This window comes from Bradyrhizobium sp. NBAIM08, from assembly GCF_020193935.1.
GTDB lineage: Bacteria > Pseudomonadota > Alphaproteobacteria > Rhizobiales > Xanthobacteraceae > Bradyrhizobium > Bradyrhizobium yuanmingense.
Genome location: NZ_JADYVR010000021.1, coordinates 38496 through 60487 on the forward strand (window position 1 = coordinate 38496; position 21992 = coordinate 60487).

Below are 21992 nucleotides of genomic sequence, written 5' to 3' on the forward strand. Positions count from 1 at the left end.
CCTGATCGAGCGCGCAGTTTTCATCAGTTTGCTGCGCACGTGAAACAAGCCCGCGGTCTTGGGGGACCGCGGGCTTTTTTTGTTTTGTCATTCCGGGGCGCGCGGAGCGCGAACCCGGAATCGATTCATCCACAAACTCTGCCGCCCGATGGATTCCGGGCTCGCGCTACGCGCGCCCCGGAATGACAGTAGAGGGTATGGCTGCGGTGGCCCTACAAAAAGCTCTGCGGATCGACGTCGACTTCCAGCTTCAGATTGCCTGTCGGCTTCGGGCAGACCGCGAGCCAGTTGCGCAAGTAGTCCGACAGGTCGAAACCGCGCGCCGATTTCACCAGGATGCGGAAGCGGTAGCGGCCCTTGATGACGGCGAGCGGGGCTTCGGCCGGGCCGAGCACGACGACGCGCTCGTCGCGCGGCGCCAGCGCGACGAGCTTGCGGCCGAAGCCCTCGGCGCCCGGGCGGTCGCCGGCGGAGATGATCAGGCTGGCGAGCCGGCCGAACGGCGGATAGAGCGTCTTCTCGCGCAGCTCGATCTCGCTGTCGTAGAACGCCTCGCGGTCGCAGGCGATCAGCGCCCGCATCACGGGATGATCGGGCTGGTGGGTCTGCAGATAGCCGACGCCGCGGCCCTGCTCGCGGCCGGCGCGGCCGATCACCTGGTTGAGCAATTGCCAGGTACGCTCGGCCGCACGCGGATCGCCGTTGGAAAGGCCAAGATCGGCATCGACGACGCCGACCAGATTGAGCCGCGGGAAGTTGTGACCCTTGGCCACGAGCTGCGTGCCGATGATGATGTCGACGCGGCCCTCCGCGATCTCGGCGAGCTCGCTTCGCATCGTCTCAATCGAGGTGATGAGATCGCTCGACAGCACCATGGTGCGCGCTTGCGGGAACAACGCGGCCGCCTCCTCCTGCAGGCGCTCGACGCCGGGTCCGACCGCGACCAGCGATTCCTCGGCCGAACAGTTCGGGCAGATGTGCGGGCGCGGCATCGAGAAGCCGCAATGGTGGCAGACCAGGCGCTGGCGGAAACGATGATCGACCAGCCAAGCATCGCAGATGGTGCAGGCGAAGCGATGGCCGCAGGCACGGCACAGCGTCAGCGGCGCATAGCCGCGGCGATTGAGGAACAAGAGCGCCTGCTCGCGCCGCTCGATCGCGGTTCTGATCTCGCCGGCGAGCCGCGGCGAGATGAAGCGGCCGCGCGCGGGCGGCTCGCGGCGCAGGTCGATCGCCTCGATATGCGGCATGTGCTGGCCACCGAAGCGCGAGGGCAGCGCAATGCGCTGATAGCGGTTCTTGCGCGCATTGACCTCGGATTCCACCGACGGCGTCGCCGAGGCCAGCACGACCGGAATTTTTGCGATATGTCCGCGCACCACCGCCATGTCGCGGGCGTGGTAATGCACGCCGTCGTCCTGCTTGTAGGCCTGGTCGTGCTCCTCATCGACGACGATGAGGCCAAGATTGGCGTAAGGCAGAAACAGCGCCGAACGCGCGCCGACCACGACCGGCGCCGAACCTTCGGAGATCGCGGCCCAATTGCGCGCGCGGGTGCGCGGGGTGAGCTCGGAATGCCATTCGATCGGCCGCACGCCAAAACGCTGCGCGAAGCGATCGAGGAACTGGCCGGTCAGCGCGATCTCCGGCATCAGGATCAGCGCCTGCTTGCCGCGGCGGATCACCTCGGCGACCGCTTCGAAATAGACCTCGGTCTTGCCCGAGCCGGTGACGCCGTCGAGCAGCGCGACATGGAAGGTGCCGTTGGCCGCGAGCGCGCGCATCGCATCCACACCGGCACGCTGCAGCGGCGAAAAATCCGGCCGGCCGAATTCCGGATCGGGTGCCGGCGGCGGAGGCGGCGGCGGCATTGGCTCAACCGTGAGCGTGCCTTCATCGACGAGGCCGTCGATCACGCCCGAGGAGACGCCGGCCTCCTTGGCCGCCTCGGACTTGCCGTGCAGCAGCCGGTCCGACAGCAGCGCGATGACACGCTGGCGCGCCGGCGTCAGACGCTTCGGCGGATTGCCGGTCAGGCGCACGCCGGCGCGCACCCGCTCCGGGCCGAGATTTTCGCCCATGCGCAGGCACATGCGCAGCACCATGCCGCGCGGGCTCAGCGTGTAATTGGCGACCCAGTCCACCACTGAGCGCAGCTCCGGCTTGAGCGGCGGAATGTCGAGCTTCTCGCTGACCTCCTTGAGGCGGTTATGCAGGCGCGGATCGGGATTGGCGTTCTCGCCCCAGACCACGGCCAGCACCTCGCGCGGACCGAGCGGCACACTGATGAGATCGCCAGCCTTCAGCTCCATGCCGCGCGGCACCTTGTAGGAATAGGTCTGGTCGAGCGCGACCGGCACCAGCACGTCGACCATGCGGGTGGCGGGGGCGGTGTCTTTGCGCGGCGATTGGTCCATGAGCGGGGGAATCGGAACCTTGAGGCTTTGAGGCTAGCGCCGCGCGGCGGCCTTAGCGAACGATAAACGAGTGTGATGCGATATACTGTGCGGAATCACCACGTCCAGAGCGCATGAGCAAAGCGGCCGCCCCACACATCGAGCTCGCCAGCGCCGATCCCTCGATCGCGCAGGAGATGGCGCGCTGGCTGGCGCATCTCGGTGCCGAGCGGCGGCTGTCGCCGAAGACGCTGGAGGCCTATGGCCGCGATCTGCGGCAATGCCTGGATTTTCTCTGTGCCCATTGGGGCGAGCGGGTGACGCTGGAGCGGTTTGCAGCGCTGGAAGCCACCGACGTGCGCGCCTTCATGGCGATGCGCCGGGCCGACGACATTGCCGGCCGCTCGCTGATGCGCGCACTGGCGGGCCTGCGCTCGTTCGGACGTTTTCTGGAGCGAGAGGGCAAGGGCAAGGTCGGCGCATTGTCGGCGATCCGCGCGCCAAAGGTCGCCAAGAGCCTGCCGAAGCCGCTGCCGATGGCATCGGCCAAACGTCTTGCCGACGCCGACGAGCGCGCCGGCGAGGAGCGCGAGACCTGGATCCTGGCGCGCGATGCCGCGGTGATGGCGCTGCTCTATGGCTCGGGCCTGCGCATCTCCGAGGCGCTGGGTCTCAAGCGCCGCGAGGTGCCGAAACCCGGCGAAGGCGACGTGCTGGTCGTGACCGGCAAGGGCAACAAGACGCGCATGGTGCCGGTGCTCCAGAACGTGCTGGCGCTGGTGCAGGAGTACGTCGCGATGTGCCCCTATCCGCTTCCGGCGGACGGCCCGATCTTCGTCGGCGCGCGCGGCGGCCCCTTGAGCCCGCGCATCATCCAGCTCGCGATGGAGCGGCTGCGCGGCGCGCTGGGACTTCCCGACAGCGCCACGCCGCACGCGCTGCGGCATTCCTTCGCCACGCATCTGCTCTCGCGCGGCGGCGATCTGCGCGCCATCCAGGAATTGCTCGGCCATTCCTCGCTCTCGACGACGCAGGTCTATACCGGCATCGATTCCGAGCGGCTGCTCGAGGTGTATGCCAGCGCCCATCCGCGGCGCTGACACACTCTCGTCATAGCTCGCGTGCCTCTTGCACAGCGCCCACGGTTCGGTCAAATCGTGGGAACCGGCACAGGAGGGACATTATATGGGCGCACATGAAAGCATGGAGCATGCCGAGCACGCCGAACACGCGTCCGGCTCGAACAAGAAGATCGCTCTTCTGATCGCCGTGCTGGCGCTGTTCCTGGCGATCTCGGAGACGCTCGGCAAGGGTGCCCAGACCGAATCGATCAGCAAGAACGTCGAAGCCGCCAATCTCTGGGCGTTCTTCCAGGCCAAGAGCATCCGCCGCACCGTGGTGGTGACCGCGGCGGAACAGGGCAAGCTGACACTGGCCGCCGCGGCCGAGGCGCAGAAGCCCGCCGTGCAGAAGCAGATCGACGACTGGACCAAGACCGCGCAGCGCTACCGCTCCGAGCCCGAGACCGGCGAAGGTACCGAGCAGCTTGCAGACAAGGCCAAGCACGCCGAGCACGCCCGCGACGAGGCGACCGCGAAGTACCACCATTTCGAGCTGGCCTCGGCCGCCTTCCAGATCGGCATCGTGCTGGCGTCCGCCACCATCATCACCGGCATGATCGCGCTCGCCTATGTCGGCGGCGCGCTGACGATCGCCGGCCTGTTCATGACCGCGCTCGGCCTGTGGTGGCCACATCTGCTGCATTTGCATTGAGGTGTTGAGGCCGGGTTCTCACCGCGTCATTGCGAGGAGCCCTTGCGACGAAGCAATCCAGACTGCCTCCGGGGAAAGATACTGGATTGCTTCGCTGCACTCGCAATGACGGAGGATAGAGCGGGGACGCCTGTCCCGGATTGCGCTGCGCTCCATCCGGGCTACGGACGGTCCTTGTGGTGGCGAAGATCACCGCGCCTGGTGCACGCTCTTCCTGAAGCGCTGGATCATACGCAGCGTGCGGTAGGACCAGCCTTCGCCGTTGCCGGCGATCAGCTCGCGGATGCGGCGCTTGATCGGGTCGACCAGCTCGGCGGCCTTGGCGCGCACCCTCAGCACCAGGGCGTAGATCCGCTCGAACCAGCGCATCTCCAGCAGCTTGGCGCGCGTGACGTCGAACACGAAGGCGGTGACGCCGACGCCGACGAGCTTTCCGAACACGATCGTGAAGAATGCGCCGGTCCAGTATTCATGCGCGAGCAGCCACAGCCCGACCAGCTTGAGCGGAAACAGCGGGACGACGGGCACCGCAAACACGAGCAGCGTCATGGCCGGCGAGAGCGCATCGACGCGCTCCGTCAGCCAATGCTTGAAGCGCGCCAGCGGGATGGCTGCGACGATCCTGGCGACGATCGGCTCGAGATGATCCCACAGCCAGGCTTCGATCAGGAAGATGATCGCAAGCAGGACCCAGACCGGTTGAAGAAGGCGGCGCAGCATGTGTTTCCCGCCCGGTTCGGCGCTGGGCGCGTCGTTACATATGGATGGCTCGCTTGCCGACCGCAAGCGCGGCTTCCTTGACGGCCTCCGAGCGCGTCGGATGGGCGTGGCAGGTGCGCGCGAGATCTTCCGCACTGCCGCCGAATTCCATCAGAACACACGCTTCATGGATCATTTCGCCGGCTTCGCGGCCGATGATGTGGACGCCGAGCACGCGATCGGTCTTGGCATCCGCCAGAATCTTCACGAAACCGTCAGTGGTCTGGTTGACCTTGGAGCGGCCGTTGGCGGTGAACGGAAACTTTCCGACCGTGTAAGCCACGCCCGCCTGCTTGAGCTCCTCCTCGGTCTTGCCGACGGAGGACACTTCCGGCGTGGTATACACGACGCCCGGGATCACATCGTAATTCACGTGGCCGGCCTGGCCTGCGATGATCTCGGCGACCGCAACGCCTTCGTCCTCGGCCTTGTGCGCCAGCATCGGGCCGGCAACGACGTCGCCGATGGCATAGACGCCCTTCAGGCTGGTGGCGAAATGCGGATCGATCTGGACCCGGCCGCGCGCATCGAGCGCGACGCCGGCTTCCTTGAGGCCGAGACCGTCGGTGTAGGGCACGCGGCCGATGCAGACGAGCACGACGTCGGCTTCGATGGTCTCGGCGGCACCGCCGGAAGCCGGTTCGATTTTCGCGAGCAATGCCTTGCTGTTCGCCTCAACGCCGGTCACCTTGGAGCCCAGCTTGAATGCAAATCCCTGCTTTTCAAGAATACGCTGGAATTGCTTGGCGATCTCGCCGTCCATGCCGGGCAGGATGCGATCGAGGAATTCAACCACCATGACTTCGGATCCAAGCCGGCGCCACACAGAGCCGAGTTCAAGCCCGATCACGCCGGCGCCAATGACAAGCAATCTGCCTGGCACCTTCTCCAGCGACAGCGCGCCGGTCGAGGACACGATGCGCTTCTCGTCGATGTCGATGCCCTTCAGGCGCGCGATGTCGGAGCCGGTGGCGATCACGATGTTCTTGGTCTCGACCACCTGCGACTTGCCGTCGGCGGAGACCTCGACCTTGCCGGTGCCGAGGATCTTGCCGGTGCCCTTGAGCACGTCGATCTTGTTCTTCTTCATCAGGAACTCGACGCCCTTGACGTTGCCGTCGATGCCCTGCTGCTTGAAGTTCATCATCGCGGGCAGATCGAGCTTCGGCGCGGAAACGCTGACGCCCATCTTGGCGAAGGAATGGCCGGCTTCCTCGAACATTTCGGAGGCGTGCAGCAGCGCCTTCGACGGCATGCAGCCGACATTGAGGCAGGTGCCGCCGAGGGTCGCGTTCTTTTCGACCACGGCGACCTTCATGCCGAGCTGGCTCGCGCGTACCGCGCAGACATAACCGCCCGGTCCGGTGCCGATGACGACGAGATCGTAGGTAGCCATGAGAAAAAGTCCCGTAAGGTTAGGCGTGGTGAGGATGCGTCAGCGCGGCGCGTCAGCGTCCGCCGGACACATCGAGAATGGCTGAGGTGACGTAGGAGGCCTCGTCCGAGATCAGCCAGACGATGGCATTGGCGATTTCATCGGCGGTGCCGACGCGCTTCATCGGCACCAGATGGGCCAGGCGATGGGCGCGGTCGGGCTCGCCACCGGCAGCGTGGATGTCGGTGTCGATCAGGCCGGGACGGATCGCGGCGACGCGGATGCCCTCGCCCGCGACCTCATGGCCGAGGCCGACGGTGAAGGAATCGACCGCACCCTTGGACGCGGCGTAGTCGACATAGGTGTTGGGCGAGCCGAGCCGCGCAGCGACGGACGACAGGTTGACGATGACTCCGCCCGTGCCGCCGTGCTTGGTCGACATCCGCTTCACCGCCTCGCGCGCGCAGAGGATAGAGCCGGTGACGTTCACCGCCATCACGCGCTGGATGCGCTCGGCCGACATCTCGTCGACGCGCACGCCGCTCTTGCCGACGATGCCGCCATTGTTGACGAGCGCGCCGAGCGTGCCGAACTTGTCGGCCTCCTTGAACAGATTGAGGATGTCGCTTTCTTCGGCGACATCGCATTTCACCGCGATGGCCTTGCCGTTGCTGGCCGCGATCTGCGCGACCACCTCGTCGGCGGCCTGCTTGTTGCTGGCATAGCCGACCACGACGCGAAAACCGCGCGCGGCCGCCGCAAGCGCGGTCGCCCGCCCGATGCCGCGGCTGCCGCCGGTGATGACAACGACTTTATCCGTCACGCGCGCCTCCATGGTTCGACACGCGCCGTCGCATCAGTCGCGACGGCGCTCGCAAAGCATCGGGGATCAGAGATCGAGCACCAGGCGCGCCGGATCTTCCAGGCTCTCCTTGACACGGACCAGGAAGGTGACGGCTTCCTTGCCGTCGATGACGCGGTGATCGTAGGACAGCGCCAGATACATCATCGGGCGGACCTCGATCTTGCCGCCGACGACCATCGGCCGCTCCTGGATCTTGTGCATGCCGAGGATGCCGGACTGCGGCGCGTTCAGAATCGGGGTCGACATCAGCGAGCCGTAGATGCCGCCATTGGTGATGGTGAAGGTGCCGCCCTGCATCTCGTCGATCTTGAGCTGGCCGTCACGGGCGCGGCGGCCGAAATCGGCGATGCTCTTCTCGATGTCGGAGATCGACTTGTGGTCGCAGTCGCGCACCACGGGCACGACCAGGCCCTTGTCGGTGCCGACGGCGACGCCGATGTGGTAGTAGTTCTTGTAGATCAGGTCGCTGCCGTCGATCTCGGCGTTGACGGCCGGGATGTCCTTCAGCGCCTGCACGACGGCCTTGGTGAAGAAGCCCATGAAGCCGAGCTTGGCGCCGTGCTTCTTCTCGAACGCGTCCTTGTAGTGTGCGCGCAGCGCCATGACGTTGGTCATGTCGACCTCGTTGAAGGTCGTGAGCATGGCGGCGGTGTTCTGCACGTCCTTGAGCCGGCGCGCGATGGTCTGGCGCAGCCGGGTCATCTTGACGCGCTCTTCGCGGGCGGCGTCATCGGCCGGCGAGGGGCTGCGGACCTGCACGGCGGCGGCGGGCTGGTTGACCGGCGTCGGCGCCGAGGCGGCGCGCTCGATCGCGGCCAGCATGTCGCCCTTGGTGACGCGGCCGTCCTTGCCGGAGCCCGGCACGGTCGAGGCGTCGATGCCGGTCTCGGCGGAGAGCTTGCGCACCGACGGCGCGAGCGGCGCATCGGCCGGCGGCGCCTTCGCGGCAGCGGGAGCCGGCGCGGGAGCGGCGGCAGCAGCTGCAGGCGCCGCAGCCTTGGCCGGCGCGGCGGCGGGCTTGGCTGCGCCGGCACCATCGGTGATCTGACCGAGCAGCGCGCCCACGGCAACGGTCGCACCATCGGCAGCGATGATCTCGCTCAGCGTGCCGGCGGTCGGCGCGGGGACTTCGATGGTGACCTTGTCGGTCTCGAGCTCCACCAAGGGCTCGTCGACGGCGACGGGGTCGCCGGCCTTCTTGAACCAGCGGCCGATGGTGGCCTCGGTGACGGATTCGCCGAGCGTCGGCACACGAATTTCAGTCATGGTCTCTTCCTCAAGGGATCGCAGGTAGCGGTCATGAATTCATACGTCATTGCCCGCGAAGACGGGCAATCCAGTACGCCGTGACTTTCGTGATCAGAACGAAAGCCGCGGAGCTGGATGCCCCGCCTTCGCGGGGCATGACAGAGTCCTAAAAAAACTTCTCAGCTCAGTGCTTCGTCCAGGAACGCCTTCAGCTGAGCCTGATGCTTGGACATCAGACCCGTTGCGGTCGCGGCGGAAGCGGCGCGGCCGACATAACGCGGACGCCGGCTCGCGCCGTTCACCTGGTTCAGCACCCATTCCAGATAGGGCTCGATGAAGTGCCAGGCACCCATGTTGCGGGGCTCTTCCTGGCACCACACCATCTCGGCCTTCTTGAAGCGCGACAGCTCGGCCACCAGCGCCTTCAGCGGCACCGGATAGAGCTGCTCGACTCGCATCAGGTAGATGTCGTCGATGCCGCGCTTCTCGCGCTCCTCGTAGAGGTCGTAATAGACCTTGCCGGAGCACAGCACGATGCGGCGGATCTTCTCGTCAGGGACGAGCTTGATCGCCTCGTTCGGCAGCATCTGGGCGTCATCGTAGAGGATGCGGTGGAAGGTCGTGCCCTTCGCGAGCTCGTCCAGACGCGACACCGCCCGCTTGTGACGCAGCAGCGACTTCGGCGTCATCATGATCAGCGGCTTGCGGATCTCGCGATGCAGCTGCCGGCGCAGCACGTGGAAATAGTTCGCCGGCGTGGTCGGGTAGACCACCTGCATGTTGTCTTCCGCGCACATCTGCAAGTAACGCTCGAGGCGCGCCGAGGAGTGCTCCGGCCCCTGGCCCTCATAGCCGTGCGGCAACAGGCAGACCAGACCGGACATGCGCAGCCATTTGCGCTCGCCTGACGAGATGAACTGGTCGAACACGACCTGCGCGCCGTTGGCGAAGTCGCCGAACTGGGCTTCCCACAGCGTCAGCGTGTTCGGCTCGGCGAGCGAATAGCCGTATTCGAAACCGAGCACGGCTTCTTCCGACAGCAGCGAGTTGATGACCTCGTAATGGCCCTGCTCGTGGCCGAGATGGTTGAACGGCGTGTAGCGGCTTTCGTCTTCCTGGTCGATCAGGACCGAATGGCGCTGCGAGAAGGTGCCGCGTTCCGAATCCTGTCCGGACAGGCGGACGTGGTGGTTTTCGTTGAGCAGCGAGCAGAACGCCAGCGCCTCGCCGGTCGCCCAGTCGATGCCGTTGCCGCTCTCGATCGCCTTGGCGCGGTTATCGAGGAAGCGCTGAATGGTGCGGTGAACGCGGAAACCGTCCGGCACCTTGGTGATCTTGCGACCGATGTCCTTCAGCGTGGCGATGTCGACGCCGGTGACGCCGCGCCGCGCATCCTCTTCCTGGTCGGCGATCTTGAAGCCCGCCCACTTGCCGTCGAGCCAGTCGGCCTTGTTCGGCTTGTAGGAGGTGCCGGCCTCGAACTCGGCATCGAGCCGGGCGCGCCAGTCCGCCTTCAGCTTGTCGACCTCGCCCTCGGTGACGACGCCTTCCGCGATCAGGCGCTTGGAGTAGAGCGTCAGCGTCGAGGGATGGGCGGCGATCCGCTTGTACATCACCGGCTGGGTGAAGGCCGGCTCATCGCCCTCATTGTGGCCGTAGCGGCGGTAGCACCACATGTCGATGACGACGGGCTTGTGGAACTTCTGCCGGAATTCGGTCGCGACCTTGGCCGCGAACACGACGGCTTCCGGATCGTCGCCGTTGACGTGGAAGATCGGCGCATCGATCATCTTCGCCACATCCGACGGATAGGGCGAGGAGCGCGAGTAGCGCGGATAGGTGGTGAAGCCGATCTGGTTGTTGACGATGAAGTGCACGGAGCCGCCGGTGCGGTAGCCCTTCAGGTCGGACAGGCCGAAGCATTCAGCAACCACGCCCTGGCCGGCGAACGCGGCGTCGCCGTGCATCAGGAGCGGCATCACGGAGATGCGCATATCAGGGGGATCGCCGTGCTGGTCCTGCTTGGCGCGGACCTTGCCGAGCACGACGGGATCGACGATCTCGAGATGCGAGGGGTTGGCGGTCAGCGACAGGTGGATGCGGTTGCCGTCGAACTCGCGGTCCGAGGAGGCGCCGAGGTGATACTTGACGTCGCCGGAGCCTTCGACCGCGTCGGGATTGGCCGAGCCGCCCTTGAACTCGTGGAATAGTGCGCGATGGGCCTTGCCCAACACCTGGGTCAGCACGTTGAGGCGGCCGCGATGCGGCATGCCGAGCACGATTTCCTTCACGCCGAGATTGCCGCCGCGCTTGATGATCTGCTCGAGCGCGGGGATCAGGGCTTCACCGCCGTCGAGGCCGAAGCGCTTGGTGCCGGTGAACTTGGTGTCGCAGAACTTTTCGAAACCCTCGGCTTCGATCAGCTTCTGCAGGATGGCCCTGCGGCCTTCGCGCGTGAACGAGATCTCCTTGTCGGGTCCCTCGATGCGCTCCTGGATCCAGGCCTTCTGCGCCGCGTTGCTGATGTGCATGAACTCGACGCCGAGCGTCTGGCAGTAGGTGCGCTCGCAGATCGCGGTGATCTCGCGCAACGTGCCGTATTCGAGGCCGAGCACGTGATCGAGGAAGATCTTGCGGTCGAAATCGGCCTCGCTGAAGCCGTAGGTGCGCGGATCGAGCTCTTCGCGGTTACGCTGGGCTTCGATGCCGAGCGGATCGAGCTTGGCGTGGAAGTGGCCGCGCATGCGGTAGGAGCGGATCAGCATCAGGGCGCGGACGGAATCGCGCGTCGCCTGAAGCAGGTCGGCGGAGGAGATGTCGGCCCCCTTGGCCTGCGCCTTGGCGGCGATCTTGCCACTGACCGTCTTCTCGACCTCGGCCCAGTTGCCGTCGAGGGCGGAGGTCAGATCGTCCTTCGGGGTCAGCGGCCAGTTGTCGCGCTCCCAGGACGGGCCTTCCGCGTTCTTGCTGATGTCAGCCGGCGCGTCGTTCAGGCTCTTGAAGAACTCCTGCCACTCGGCATCGACCGAGGACGGGTCCTTCTGGTAGCGGGCGTAGATTTCGTCGATGTAGGTGGCGTTGGTGCCCTGCAAAAAGGATGACAGGGCAAAGGCTGCGTTCGCGTCTTGGCGAGACATACTTGAGTTCCTGGCGATTTCGATTCGCGCATAACAAACGGCGCTGGCGCCGAGCTCCCCCGACAGGGCTCGACGCGACAGGCACCCTTTACCCTATTTGCTGCGAAACTTCGCCCGGAAAAGCACGAAGAACTGAATTAGCCTTTCAACTTTTCGGCAAGCGTGTGGCCGAGGCGGGCGGGCGACGGGGACACTGTAATTCCTGCGGATTTCATCGCCTCGGTCTTGGAACCGGCATCGCCCTTGCCGCCGGAGATGATGGCGCCGGCATGACCCATGCGGCGGCCGGGAGGGGCGGTGACGCCGGCGATGAAGCCGACCATCGGCTTCTTGCGGCCGCGCTTGGCCTCGTCCTTGAGGAACTGGGCGGCGTCCTCCTCGGCGGAACCGCCGATCTCGCCGATCATGATGATCGATTCGGTCTTGGGGTCGGCGAGCAGCATCTCCAGCACGTCGATGAACTCGGTGCCCTTGACCGGGTCGCCGCCGATGCCGACCGCGGTGGTCTGGCCGAGGCCTTCCTGGGAGGTCTGGAACACGGCTTCATAGGTCAGCGTGCCCGAGCGGGAGACGATGCCGACCGAGCCGGTCTTGAAGATGTTGGCGGGCATGATGCCGATCTTGCACTCGCCGGCGGTCATGACGCCCGGGCAGTTCGGCCCGATCAGGCGCGACTTGGAGCCGAGCAGCGAGCGCTTGACGCGGACCATGTCGATCACAGGAATGCCCTCGGTGATGCAGACGATCAGCGGGACCTCGGCGTCGATGGCTTCGCAGATCGCGTCGGCTGCGCCCGGCGGCGGCACGTAGATCACCGAAGCGTCGGCGCCGGTCTTCTCACGCGCCTCGCGCACGGTGTCGAACACCGGCAGGCCCAGATGCGTCGAGCCGCCTTTGCCCGGCGAGGTGCCGCCGACCATCTTGGTGCCGTAGGCGATCGCGGCCTCCGAGTGGAAGGTGCCGTTCTTGCCGGTGAAGCCCTGGCAGATGACCTTGGTGTTCTTGTCGATCAGGATGGACATGAGGTCTGCTTTCGCGAAACTAACAGAGTGAGTGGGTCAGTGGATGCGGCGGTAGACGCCGGTGAGGACGTCGGACCAGCCTTCCGCGTCCGGCGAGAATTGAATCTTCAACGAGTAGGAATCCTCATTGATGATCTCGTAGACGTGGCGCGCATTGCCGCGGAGCGAACCGCGCACCAGCGTCAGGGTCTTGCCGGCCCAGCCGCCCGAGGCGGGCGATGGCGGCGTATAGCCGAGCGAATCGTACCAGAACAATTTGTAGGTCCGGTCGTCGCGGTCGAAGGTGAAGATGCCGTGGGTGGCGAAGACCTGCTTGCCGTCGCGCATCTGGATCGAGTCCTGGATCAGATAGAACCCGTTGAGATCCATGCGCGCGACGGTGCGCGAGGTCGCCGGCCCGCCCGCCGTCCAGCGCGACGGGAAGACCATCTCCTCACCATCCCATTCGCCGGCGAACGCGGCGAGGCGCGCATGCTCGGGGAGCGGAGATGATGCGGCGAGATGGTCCTGGGCCATGGCGCTAGCCTCCCTTGACGGCCTTCACGATCTTCTGCGCGGCGTCGTCGAGATTGTCGGCGGGCACCACGTTCAGTCCGGATTCACGGATGATCTTCTTGCCGAGCTCGACGTTGGTGCCTTCGAGACGGACCACCAGCGGCACGCTGAGGCCGACCTCGCGAACCGCAGCCGTGACGCCCTCGGCGATCACGTCGCACTTCATGATGCCGCCGAAGATGTTGACCAGGATGCCCTTCACGTTGGGATCGGCGGTGATGATCTTGAACGCGGCCGCGACCTTCTCCTTGCTGGCGCTGCCGCCGACGTCGAGGAAGTTGGCCGGCGCCATGCCGTAGAGCTTGATGATGTCCATCGTCGCCATGGCGAGACCGGCGCCGTTGACCATGCAGCCGATATTGCCGTCGAGCGTGACGTAGTTGAGATCGTATTTCGACGCCTCGATTTCCTTGGCGTCTTCCTCGGTCAGATCGCGCAACGACACCGCGATCTCGGGATGGCGGAACAGGGCGTTGTCGTCGAAGGACACCTTGGCATCGAGCACGCGGAGCTCGCCCTGCTTGGTCACGACCAGCGGATTGATCTCCAGCATCGACATGTCCTTGGCGACGAAGGCCGCGTAGAGCTGCGCGGTGAGCTTCTCGGCCTGCTTGGCGAGGTCGCCGGACAGATTCAGCGCCTTCGCGACCGTGCGGCCGTGATGGCCCATGATGCCGGTCGCCGGATCGACCGAGAAGGTCACGATCTTCTCCGGCGTGTTGTGCGCGACGTCCTCGATGTTGACGCCGCCTTCGGTCGACACCACGAAGGAGACGCGCGAGGTCTCGCGGTCGACCAGGATCGAGAGGTAGAATTCCTTGTCGATGTCGGAGCCGTCCTCGATGTAGAGGCGGTTGACCTGCTTGCCGGCAGGTCCCGTCTGCACGGTGACCAGCGTCGCGCCCAGCATCTGCTTGGCGAATTCGTTGACCTCTTCCACCGACTTGGCGATGCGGACGCCGCCTTTGTCGCCGGCGGATGCTTCCTTGAACTTACCCTTGCCGCGCCCGCCGGCATGGATCTGGCTCTTCACCACCCAGACCGGGCCGGGAAGCTGTCTTGCGGCGGCGTCGGAGTCCGAGGCCTTGAGAACCGCTACGCCGCGCGAAATCGGAACGCCGAATTCATGCAGCAGCGCTTTGGCCTGATATTCATGGATATTCATATGGTCGCTCCCTGAACCCGCGGGCGGTGACCTCATGGGCCCACCTCAGTCTTGTGGCTGGCATACCATATACCACAGGAACTGCAACCCGGATTCTTTGACAATCGAGATCTGCCGAGACCGGAACCCCACCCCGGTAGCCGGGGTCCGGAAGTGAAACCGCCGAAGACCGGGTTTCGATCTTCGGCGGGTATTGCTTTGCCTTAGCGGCCGAGAAGATCGGGTGCGATCTTCTTGCAGGCATCGACCAAGCCCTGCACGGCACCGACCGACTTGTCAAACGCCTCGCGGTCCTTGCCGGCGAGTTCGATCTCGACCACGCGCTCGACGCCCTTGGCGCCGATCACGACGGGCACGCCGACATACATGTCCTTCACGCTGTACTCGCCGTTGAGATAGGCGGCGCAGGGCAGCACGCGCTTCTTGTCCTTCAGATAGCTCTCGGCCATCGCGATCGCGGAGGCGGCAGGGGCGTAGAAGGCCGAGCCGGTCTTGAGCAGGTTGACAATCTCGGCGCCGCCGTTGCGGGTGCGGTCGACGATCTCGTCGAGGCGCGCCTGTGAGGTCCAGCCCATCTTGACGAGGTCGGGCAGCGGGATGCCGGCGACGGTGGAGTACTTCACCAGCGGCACCATGGTGTCGCCGTGGCCGCCGAGCACGAAGGCGGTGACGTCCTCGACCGAGACGTTGAACTCGTCGGCGAGGAAGTAGCGGAAGCGGGCCGAATCCAGCACGCCAGCCATGCCGACGACCTTCTTGTGCGGCAGGCCCGAAGCCTTCTGCAGGGCCCAGACCATGGCATCGAGCGGGTTGGTGATGCAGATGACGAAGGCGTCGGGGGCGTACTTCTTGATGCCGGCGCCGACCTGCTCCATGACCTTGAGGTTGATGGAGAGGAGGTCGTCGCGGCTCATGCCGGGCTTGCGCGGCACGCCGGCGGTGACGATGCAGACCTTGGCGTTGTCGAGCGCCTCATAGGAGTTCGCGCCGGTGTAGTGGGCGTCGAAGCCGTCGACCGGCGAGGACTGCGCGATGTCGAGCGCCTTGCCCTGCGGCACGCCCTCGGCGATGTCGAACATCACGACGTCGCCCAGTTCTTTCAGGCCGATGAGGTGAGCCAGCGTTCCGCCGATCTGGCCGGAGCCAATCAAAGCAATCTTGTCGCGCGCCATGTGAACCTGTCCTTTAGACACGTAAGGAGGGGAAACTGAGACGGGTGGTTATCCCTTTCGTCTCCCCCGTTCAAGTCGCCCAATGCCCAATTGTCGGGCTTGCCGAGATAGCAGCCAGCATACCCCGGCCGTCATTCCGGGGCGCGCGAAGCGCGAGCCCGGAATCCATAACCACCATCCGGAGTATGGATTCCGGGCTCGTCGCTTTGCGACGCCCCGGAATGACGGCGGGGATAGGACTTAAGTCTCGACCAAGCCCTTGGTCGAGCCGCTAGCGGTGGAATCCTTGCGGCCGTGAGGCAGCGCCAGATAGGATTCCGAGCTCATTTCGATCAGGCGCGAGGCGGTCCGGTTGAACTCCATGGCCTCGGTGCCATCGGTCGCGAGGTAGAGCGAGATCGGATTGGCGTCGGCCGAGGCCATCAGCTTCACGGCGTTGTCATAGAGCGTATCGATCAGGGTGATGAAGCGCTTGGCCGCGTTGCGCTGGGAGAGGTCCATCACTGGAATATGGTCGACCAGGAGGGTGTGATAGTCGTGCGCCAGCCTGAGGTAGTCGGATGCACCGAGCGGCTGCTCGCAGAGGTCGGCGAAGGAGAATCGCGCCACGCCATGGGCCGAGCACGGCACGTGCAGAATGCGGCCCTTGATCGAAATGTCACGCGAGCGGCATTTGGCGCCGCCCGTCATCCGCTTCCAGGCCCGATCGAGCGCGGCGTCCGCATCGCCATCGGCCGGTGTCAGCCACATCGGCACGCCCTGCAGCTTCTCCAGGCGGAAGTCGGTGCGCGCATCGAGCCGCGCGACGTCCATGTGGTCGCTGATCTGCTTGATGAAGGGCAGGAACAGCGAGCGGTTCAGGCCACCCTTGTAGAGATCGTCGGGCGCGACGTTGGAGGTCGCGACCACGACGGTGCCGAGCTCGAACAATTTGGCGAACAGGCGGCCCAGGATCATCGCGTCCGCGATGTCGGTGACGTGGAATTCGTCGAAGCAGAGCAGCCAGCTCTCCTCGAAGATCGCATTGGCCGTCAGAGCGATGACGTCGCTGTCGGCGATCTCGCCGCGCGCGATGCTCTGGCGATAATCGTAGATGCGCTCGTGCACGTCCGCCATGAACTCGTGGAAATGCGCGCGGCGCTTATGCTCGACCGATGAGTGCTGGAAGAACAGGTCCATCAGCATGGTCTTGCCGCGGCCGACCTCGCCGTGGATGTAAAGCCCGCGCGGCGCCTCGTCCTTGTCACCAGAGCTGAACAGGCGGCTGAGCAGGCCCTGCTTGCGGGTGGGCTTGTAGGTCGAAAGCCGCAGGTCCAGCGCCGCATAGGCCTCGGCGACCTCGGCCTGCGCGGGATCCGGCTCGATCGCGCCGGACGCGATCTCGGCCTGATAGGCCTCGCGGAATGAGGGATTTGGGGTGGAGAGCATGGCTCTTTACCGCCAGAGACGGACGGAAATTGCAAGCCGTGAAATGGGGTCAGAGGTATGCGCGTTTCTTCTCCCTCGCCCCGTTCTTACGGGGGCGCGACGAGCTTCGCTCGCGCTGGGAGGGTCGGGGTGAGGGGCTCTATCCGCGTATGAGATCCATCGAAAGACCTGTCCCCCCTCACCCGGATCGCGAGAGCGATCCGACCTCTCCCCGCAAGCGGGGAGAGGTTAAGAAAGAAATTACTCACACAGCTCGTAGGCATCCTCGACCACATACGGGCCGCCGCCGGTGGACGCGCGCGAGGAGAACAGCACGAAGCGTTCGGCCATGAACGCCTTGCTCGGGAAATAGCCGCGCAGCGAGAGATAATCGGCGACGTCGCGGTCGGAGGCATCGTGCAGCCTCGCAAGCGTGACGTGCGGAATGAACTTGCGTCCCTCCGGGTCGAGGCCGATCCGCTGCATCATGCGCTCGAGCTCGGCCTGCAATTCCATCAGCGGCTTGCTCGGCGCAATCGTGGCGACCACCGCGCGGGGCTTGCGGCCGCCGAAGCTGGTGAGCCCCTGCACCTTCACCTCGAACGGCTTGCGGTCGACGCGAAACAGCATCGAAGCGATCTCGTTGGCGGAAGCCCCGTCAATGTCGCCGATGAAGCGCAGGGTGACGTGATAATTTTCGGGATCGATCCAGCGGGCGCCGGGGAGGCCACCTCTCAAGTTGGAAAGCGACTGGCCAATTTCGGCCGGAATTTCCAGACCCGTGAACAAACGCGGCATCGTTTCGCACTCCCGATGCTTGGGTACGGTGCTCGAACAGCGAGAACCATATCCAAATTAGAGCCGGCGACGAATCACCGGTACCCTGATTCCTATCGCAGTTGTGTGACTCTGCGAAGCACACCGCGCCTCACCCCGGTAAAACCCTGGGAATTAGGGTTAGCGCTGCCTGGTTTTCAACGCCGTTGCTCAGCGATCGTGCCAATGAATGCCTCCACCATGGGCATGATCCTGCCGACGATGATGTCGACGCCTTCAGCGGTCGGATGAATGCCGTCGGCCTGGTTGAGCTTGGCCTCGGCCGCGACGCCTTCGAGGAAGAACGGATAGAGCGGCACGTCGAATGTCTTCGCCAGATCCGGATAAATCGAATTGAAGCGCGCGGCGTATTCGGCGCCGTAATTCGGCGGCGCCAGCATGCCGCAGAGCATGACCGCAATCTTTCGCGCCTTGAGCCGCTGGACGATGTCGGTCAGCGCGGCGCGCGCCACGTCGGGATCGATGCCGCGCAGCGCGTCATTGGCGCCGAGCTCGACGATGACACCGTCAGTTCCATCGGGCACCGACCAGTCGAGCCGGTCGCGGCCGCCCGAGGTGGTGTCGCCGGACACCCCGGCATTGGTCATGTCGACCTCTATGCCTTTGGCCCGCAAGGCTTTTTGAAGCTTTTGGGGGAACGCCTCCTGGGCCGGAAGGCCAAGGCCCGCGCTTAGGGAATCGCCGAGGACGACCAGCTTGACCGGTTTTGTCGCACCCGCCCAAGCGGGGTTCGCCATCGTCATGACGGCGAGCATCAACACGGCTATGTGCATGAACAATCCGTAACGCCTCTCGACCCCGCGTGCGGACTTGCCATATGACCGGACCATGGACACTCGCATCGACCCCTCTTCGCTCGCCGCTACCGCGGACACCATCGCCATCTCCAACGTCAACCTCTCATTGGGCACGGGCGCGGCACGCGTTCACATCCTCAAGGATATCAGCCTGCGGGTCGGCCGGAGCGAGACGATCGGACTGATCGGCCCGTCAGGCTCGGGCAAATCCACGCTACTGATGGTTATGGCGGGGCTGGAACGTCCTGATAGCGGAGAGGTGGTGGTGAATGGCACGCCTTTCAATGCCCTCGACGAGGACGCGCTGGCGCGCTTCCGCGGCCGCCAGGTCGGCATCGTCTTCCAGTCCTTTCACCTGATCCCGACCATGACGGCGCTGGAGAACGTTGCTGTGCCGCTCGAACTTGCCGGCAATCCCGATGCCGCCAAGCGCGCGGCAGAGGAGCTGCAATCGGTCGGGCTCGGTGACCGCCTGCATCATTATCCGACCCAGCTCTCCGGCGGCGAGCAGCAGCGCGTCGCGCTCGCCCGCGCGCTGGCGCCGGATCCCGCGATCCTGGTCGCTGACGAGCCGACCGGCAATCTCGACGAAGCAACCGGTAAGCAGATCGTCGATCTGCTGTTCAGCAAGCATGCCGAGCGCGGCATGACCTTGGTGCTGGTGACGCACGATTCCTCGCTCGCGCATCGCTGCGATCGCGTCATCCGCCTGCGTTCCGGGCGCATCGACACGCAGTCTGCGCCCGCATGAGCGCCGCGGCCGAATCGTTCCCGAAGCCCAACGCCGTCGCGCTGTCGCTGCGCTACGCCTTGCGTGAATTGCGCGGCGGCCTGCGCGGCTTCTACGTCTTCATCGCCTGCATCGCGCTCGGCGTGATGGCGATTGCCGGCGTCGGCTCGGTGTCCGCGAGCCTGAGCGACGGTCTCGCGCGCGAAGGCCGCACGCTGCTTGGCGGCGACGTCTCTTTCGTGCTGTTCCAGCGCGAGGCCAAGCCGGAAGAGGTCGCGTTCCTGCGTTCGCGCGGCACGCTGTCGGCGGCTGCGACCTTGCGCGGCATGGCGCGTTCGGCTGACGGCAAGCTGGCGCTGGTCGAGATGAAGGCGGTCGATAACACCTATCCGATGCTCGGCAAGTTGAAGCTTGCGCCGCAGCTGGAGATGTCCGATCTGCTCGCGGAACGCGACGGCGCGTTCGGTGCCGCCGCCGATCCGACGCTGCTGGCGCGGCTCTCGCTCAAGACCGGCGACCGCGTCACGATCGGGTCCGCAACGTTCCAGATCCGCTCCACCGTCGAGGCCGAGCCCGACAAGCTGGCCGGCGGCATCGGCTTCGGGCCGCGCTTTCTGATCAGCGAGGCGGCCTTGCGCGCCACCGGCCTGATCCAGCCCGGCAGCCTGGTGCGCTGGGTCTACCGGGTCAAGCTGCCGGAGGCTGCTAACAACGAGCGCGCCACCGAAGCCTTCATCGCGGATGCGCGCAGCGCCGCGCCGCAGGCCGGCTGGGAGATCCGCAGCCGCTCCAACGCCTCGCCGCAGCTCGAGCGCAACATCAACCGCTTCACGCAGTTCCTGACGCTGGTCGGCCTTGCCGCGCTGCTAGTCGGCGGCGTCGGCGTCGCCAATGCCGTCAAGAGTCACATCGACCGCAAGCTCGAGGTGATCGCCGCCTTCAAGGCCGTCGGGGCCACCGGCCGGGACGTGTTCGGCATCTACCTGGCGCAAGTGGTCCTGCTGGCCGCGATCGGGTCCGTGATCGGCCTGGCGCTCGGCGCCGCGATGCCCTTTGCGATCGTTGGCCTGTTCGGCAAGCTGTTGCCGCTGCCGGTGGTGCCGGCCGTGCACACCGACGAGCTCGCGCTGTCCTTCCTCTACGGCCTCCTCACCGCGCTCGCCTTCGGCCTGTGGCCGCTCGCGCGCGTGCACGACGTGCCGGTGGCCGCGCTGTTCCGCGACACCATCAGCTCCGAATGGCACCGGCCACGCGCGAGCTATCTCGTGTTCATGGCCGTCGTGATCGCACTCCTCATCGCGGTCGTGATCGGCCTGTCGTTCGACAGGCGCATCGCCGCGGTGTTCGTGGCCTCCTCAGTGGTCGTGTTCGCCTTGCTGCGCGGCATCGCCGCCCTGCTGATGACGATCGCACGACGGCTGCCACGGACGCGGCTGCCGATGCTGCGGCTTGCGATCGCCAACATCCACCGGCCGGGCGCGCTGACGCCGTCCGTCGTGCTGTCGCTGGGGCTCGGGCTCGCCGTGCTCGTCACCATCACCCAGATCGACGGCAATCTGCGCCGGCAGTTCCTGGCGGCGCTCCCCGACCAGGCGCCATCGTTCTTCTTCATCGACATTCCGAGCGCGCAGGCCGAGCAGTTCGATGGCTATCTGCGCCAGATCGCCCCCGGCGCCAGGATCGAGGACGTGCCGATGCTGCGCGGACGCATCGTCGCCGCGCGCGGGGTGCGCGCCGAGGAGCTCAAGCCGACCACGGATTCCGAATGGGTGCTGCAGAGCGATCGCGGCCTGACCTACACCGCCGAGCTGCCGAAGGGCTCCAAGGTGGTCGAGGGCGAATGGTGGCGCGCCGATTATTCCGGCCCGCCGCTGGTCTCGTTGGAGAAGAAGATTGCCGACGGGCTCGGCCTCAAGCTCGGCGACGAGGTCGTGGTCAACGTGCTCGGCCGCGACATTCCGGCCAAGATCAGCAATCTGCGCACGATCGACTGGCAGGGTCTCGGCATCAATTTCGTCCTGGTGTTCTCGCCCAACGCCTTCAAGGGCGCGCCGCACACCCACATCGCGACGCTGACGGAAGCGGGCGGAAAGGCGGGCGACGGCAGGATCATCAAGGAGGTCGCCGACGCCTATCCGATGGTGACGAGCGTGCGCGTGCGCGAGGTGATGGAGACGGTCGGCTCTGTGGTGACCAATCTGGCCCTGGCGATCCGCGGCGCCAGCGCCGTGACGCTGATCTCGGCGATCCTGGTGCTGGGCGGGGCGCTCGCCGCCGGCCACCGCCACCGCGTCTATGATGCGGTAATCCTCAAGACCCTCGGCGCGACGCGGCTGCGGCTGCTCGGCGCCTATGCCCTCGAATACCTGCTGATCGGCCTTGCCACCGCGGTGTTCGGGGTGATCGCGGGCAGCATCGCGGCCTGGCTGATCGTGACGCGGCTGATGACGCTGAGCTTCGTCTGGCAGGCCGGCAGCGCCGCCGGCGTGGTCGCCGCCGCGCTGGTCGTGACCGTCGGGCTCGGGCTTGCCGGCACGCTGCTGGCATTGAACAAAAAGCCCGCGACGGTGTTGCGAAATTTGTGACAAAATGTAGCGGCTGATCGAGCTGCCCGGAATCGGCCCGGTTTCCGCGATTAACCACGCTACCCCGTCAACTTCGCGTCAGGATTGACGCCGAGGGCGACATTCAGCCGCGCGTGGAAGGTTGCGGCGAATGTGTTAGTTTCCCACATATCGGATGGGTTCGGAGTCC

17 protein-coding genes are annotated in these 21992 nt (G+C 65.6%); 4 read left to right on the forward strand and 13 right to left on the reverse strand.

Features of this window, described 5'->3' with window-relative positions; genetic code table 11:
• Window positions 1-212: 212 nt before the first annotated feature.
• On the reverse strand, window positions 213-2417 hold the full coding sequence (locus I6F37_RS36415) for a primosomal protein N' (protein ID WP_225154057.1): 2205 nt from the start codon (window positions 2415-2417) through the stop codon (window positions 213-215).
• Window positions 2418-2530: 113 nt separating this feature from the next.
• Here I6F37_RS36415 and I6F37_RS36420 point away from each other — a divergent pair, with 113 nt between their 5' ends.
• Together I6F37_RS36420 and I6F37_RS36425 are read left to right on the forward strand one after the other, a co-directional pair.
• Complete coding sequence (locus tag I6F37_RS36420) at window positions 2531-3496, forward strand: tyrosine recombinase XerC (protein WP_225141890.1); 966 nt, start codon at window positions 2531-2533, stop codon at window positions 3494-3496.
• An 85-nt stretch (window positions 3497-3581) separates the two neighbouring features.
• On the forward strand, window positions 3582-4169 hold the full coding sequence (locus I6F37_RS36425; RefSeq protein ID WP_036008765.1) for a DUF4337 domain-containing protein: 588 nt from the start codon (window positions 3582-3584) through the stop codon (window positions 4167-4169).
• Between the two features lie 189 nt (window positions 4170-4358).
• Here the strand turns inward: I6F37_RS36425 and I6F37_RS36430 are convergent, their stop codons facing one another.
• The 12 genes from I6F37_RS36430 to I6F37_RS36485 form a co-directional block, all read right to left on the reverse strand.
• On the reverse strand, window positions 4359-4889 hold the full coding sequence (locus tag I6F37_RS36430; RefSeq protein ID WP_225114551.1) for a hypothetical protein: 531 nt from the start codon (window positions 4887-4889) through the stop codon (window positions 4359-4361).
• A gap of 34 nt (window positions 4890-4923) precedes the next feature.
• Window positions 4924-6324, reverse strand: a complete 1401-nt coding sequence (gene lpdA / locus I6F37_RS36435) for a dihydrolipoyl dehydrogenase (protein ID WP_225154058.1) — start codon at window positions 6322-6324, stop codon at window positions 4924-4926.
• Window positions 6325-6376: 52 nt separating this feature from the next.
• Window positions 6377-7138: an SDR family oxidoreductase gene (locus I6F37_RS36440; protein WP_128265196.1), complete on the reverse strand. Its 762-nt coding sequence runs from the start codon at window positions 7136-7138 to the stop codon at window positions 6377-6379.
• Between the two features lie 54 nt (window positions 7139-7192).
• Window positions 7193-8434 (reverse strand): 2-oxoglutarate dehydrogenase complex dihydrolipoyllysine-residue succinyltransferase, encoded by a 1242-nt coding sequence (gene odhB / locus I6F37_RS36445; RefSeq protein WP_036008775.1) that lies wholly within the window; start codon window positions 8432-8434, stop codon window positions 7193-7195.
• A gap of 161 nt (window positions 8435-8595) precedes the next feature.
• Complete coding sequence (locus tag I6F37_RS36450) at window positions 8596-11553, reverse strand: 2-oxoglutarate dehydrogenase E1 component (RefSeq protein WP_036008777.1); 2958 nt, start codon at window positions 11551-11553, stop codon at window positions 8596-8598.
• Between the two features lie 137 nt (window positions 11554-11690).
• The gene (gene sucD / locus I6F37_RS36455; protein ID WP_036008780.1) at window positions 11691-12575 is read right to left on the reverse strand and encodes a succinate--CoA ligase subunit alpha; all 885 of its coding nucleotides are present in this window, start codon (window positions 12573-12575) and stop codon (window positions 11691-11693) included.
• A gap of 36 nt (window positions 12576-12611) precedes the next feature.
• The gene (locus tag I6F37_RS36460; RefSeq protein WP_036008783.1) at window positions 12612-13091 is read right to left on the reverse strand and encodes a DUF1579 family protein; all 480 of its coding nucleotides are present in this window, start codon (window positions 13089-13091) and stop codon (window positions 12612-12614) included.
• Between the two features lie 4 nt (window positions 13092-13095).
• Window positions 13096-14295 carry an ADP-forming succinate--CoA ligase subunit beta gene (gene sucC / locus I6F37_RS36465; protein ID WP_036008785.1) on the reverse strand — a complete coding sequence of 400 codons (1200 nt, stop codon included), beginning with the start codon at window positions 14293-14295 and terminating at the stop codon, window positions 13096-13098.
• A gap of 203 nt (window positions 14296-14498) precedes the next feature.
• A complete protein-coding gene (gene mdh, locus I6F37_RS36470) occupies window positions 14499-15467 on the reverse strand; it encodes a malate dehydrogenase (protein ID WP_025032846.1) in 969 nt (322 codons plus the stop codon).
• 240 nt (window positions 15468-15707) lie between these two features.
• Window positions 15708-16895, reverse strand: a complete 1188-nt coding sequence (gene zapE / locus I6F37_RS36475; protein ID WP_036008788.1) for a cell division protein ZapE — start codon at window positions 16893-16895, stop codon at window positions 15708-15710.
• A 240-nt stretch (window positions 16896-17135) separates the two neighbouring features.
• The gene (gene thpR, locus I6F37_RS36480) at window positions 17136-17672 is read right to left on the reverse strand and encodes an RNA 2',3'-cyclic phosphodiesterase (protein WP_027572985.1); all 537 of its coding nucleotides are present in this window, start codon (window positions 17670-17672) and stop codon (window positions 17136-17138) included.
• A 176-nt stretch (window positions 17673-17848) separates the two neighbouring features.
• Window positions 17849-18484, reverse strand: coding sequence for an arylesterase (locus I6F37_RS36485; RefSeq protein WP_036008792.1), 636 nt, complete (start codon window positions 18482-18484; stop codon window positions 17849-17851).
• Between the two features lie 55 nt (window positions 18485-18539).
• On the opposite strand from I6F37_RS36485, the gene I6F37_RS36490 reads away from it, so the two are divergent.
• Together I6F37_RS36490 and I6F37_RS36495 are read left to right on the forward strand one after the other, a co-directional pair.
• Window positions 18540-19259, forward strand: a complete 720-nt coding sequence (locus I6F37_RS36490; protein ID WP_057026565.1) for an ABC transporter ATP-binding protein — start codon at window positions 18540-18542, stop codon at window positions 19257-19259.
• Complete coding sequence (locus I6F37_RS36495) at window positions 19256-21823, forward strand: ABC transporter permease (RefSeq protein ID WP_225130744.1); 2568 nt, start codon at window positions 19256-19258, stop codon at window positions 21821-21823. Before I6F37_RS36490 ends, I6F37_RS36495 begins: the two co-directional genes overlap by 4 nt.
• The last annotated feature ends 169 nt before the right edge of the window (window positions 21824-21992 follow it).

Excerpts from the sequence above, each read along its gene's own strand:
- I6F37_RS36440 (WP_128265196.1), bottom strand. The coding sequence starts at position 7,138 with ATGGAGGCGCGCGTGACGGATAAAGTCGTTGTCATCACCGGCGGCAGC.
- thpR (WP_027572985.1), bottom strand. The coding sequence starts at position 17,672 with ATGCCGCGTTTGTTCACGGGTCTGGAAATTCCGGCCGAAATTGGCCAG.
- sucD (WP_036008780.1), bottom strand. The coding sequence starts at position 12,575 with ATGTCCATCCTGATCGACAAGAACACCAAGGTCATCTGCCAGGGCTTC.
- I6F37_RS36460 (WP_036008783.1), bottom strand. The coding sequence starts at position 13,091 with ATGGCCCAGGACCATCTCGCCGCATCATCTCCGCTCCCCGAGCATGCG.
- mdh (WP_025032846.1), bottom strand. The coding sequence starts at position 15,467 with ATGGCGCGCGACAAGATTGCTTTGATTGGCTCCGGCCAGATCGGCGGA.
- I6F37_RS36485 (WP_036008792.1), bottom strand. The coding sequence starts at position 18,484 with ATGCACATAGCCGTGTTGATGCTCGCCGTCATGACGATGGCGAACCCC.
- I6F37_RS36450 (WP_036008777.1), bottom strand. The coding sequence starts at position 11,553 with ATGTCTCGCCAAGACGCGAACGCAGCCTTTGCCCTGTCATCCTTTTTG.
- I6F37_RS36430 (WP_225114551.1), bottom strand. The coding sequence starts at position 4,889 with ATGCTGCGCCGCCTTCTTCAACCGGTCTGGGTCCTGCTTGCGATCATC.
- I6F37_RS36420 (WP_225141890.1), top strand. The coding sequence starts at position 2,531 with ATGAGCAAAGCGGCCGCCCCACACATCGAGCTCGCCAGCGCCGATCCC.
- zapE (WP_036008788.1), bottom strand. The coding sequence starts at position 16,895 with ATGCTCTCCACCCCAAATCCCTCATTCCGCGAGGCCTATCAGGCCGAG.
- I6F37_RS36425 (WP_036008765.1), top strand. The coding sequence starts at position 3,582 with ATGGGCGCACATGAAAGCATGGAGCATGCCGAGCACGCCGAACACGCG.
- lpdA (WP_225154058.1), bottom strand. The coding sequence starts at position 6,324 with ATGGCTACCTACGATCTCGTCGTCATCGGCACCGGACCGGGCGGTTAT.
- I6F37_RS36490 (WP_057026565.1), top strand. The coding sequence starts at position 18,540 with ATGGACACTCGCATCGACCCCTCTTCGCTCGCCGCTACCGCGGACACC.
- I6F37_RS36495 (WP_225130744.1), top strand. The coding sequence starts at position 19,256 with ATGAGCGCCGCGGCCGAATCGTTCCCGAAGCCCAACGCCGTCGCGCTG.
- odhB (WP_036008775.1), bottom strand. The coding sequence starts at position 8,434 with ATGACTGAAATTCGTGTGCCGACGCTCGGCGAATCCGTCACCGAGGCC.
- I6F37_RS36415 (WP_225154057.1), bottom strand. The coding sequence starts at position 2,417 with ATGGACCAATCGCCGCGCAAAGACACCGCCCCCGCCACCCGCATGGTC.
- sucC (WP_036008785.1), bottom strand. The coding sequence starts at position 14,295 with ATGAATATCCATGAATATCAGGCCAAAGCGCTGCTGCATGAATTCGGC.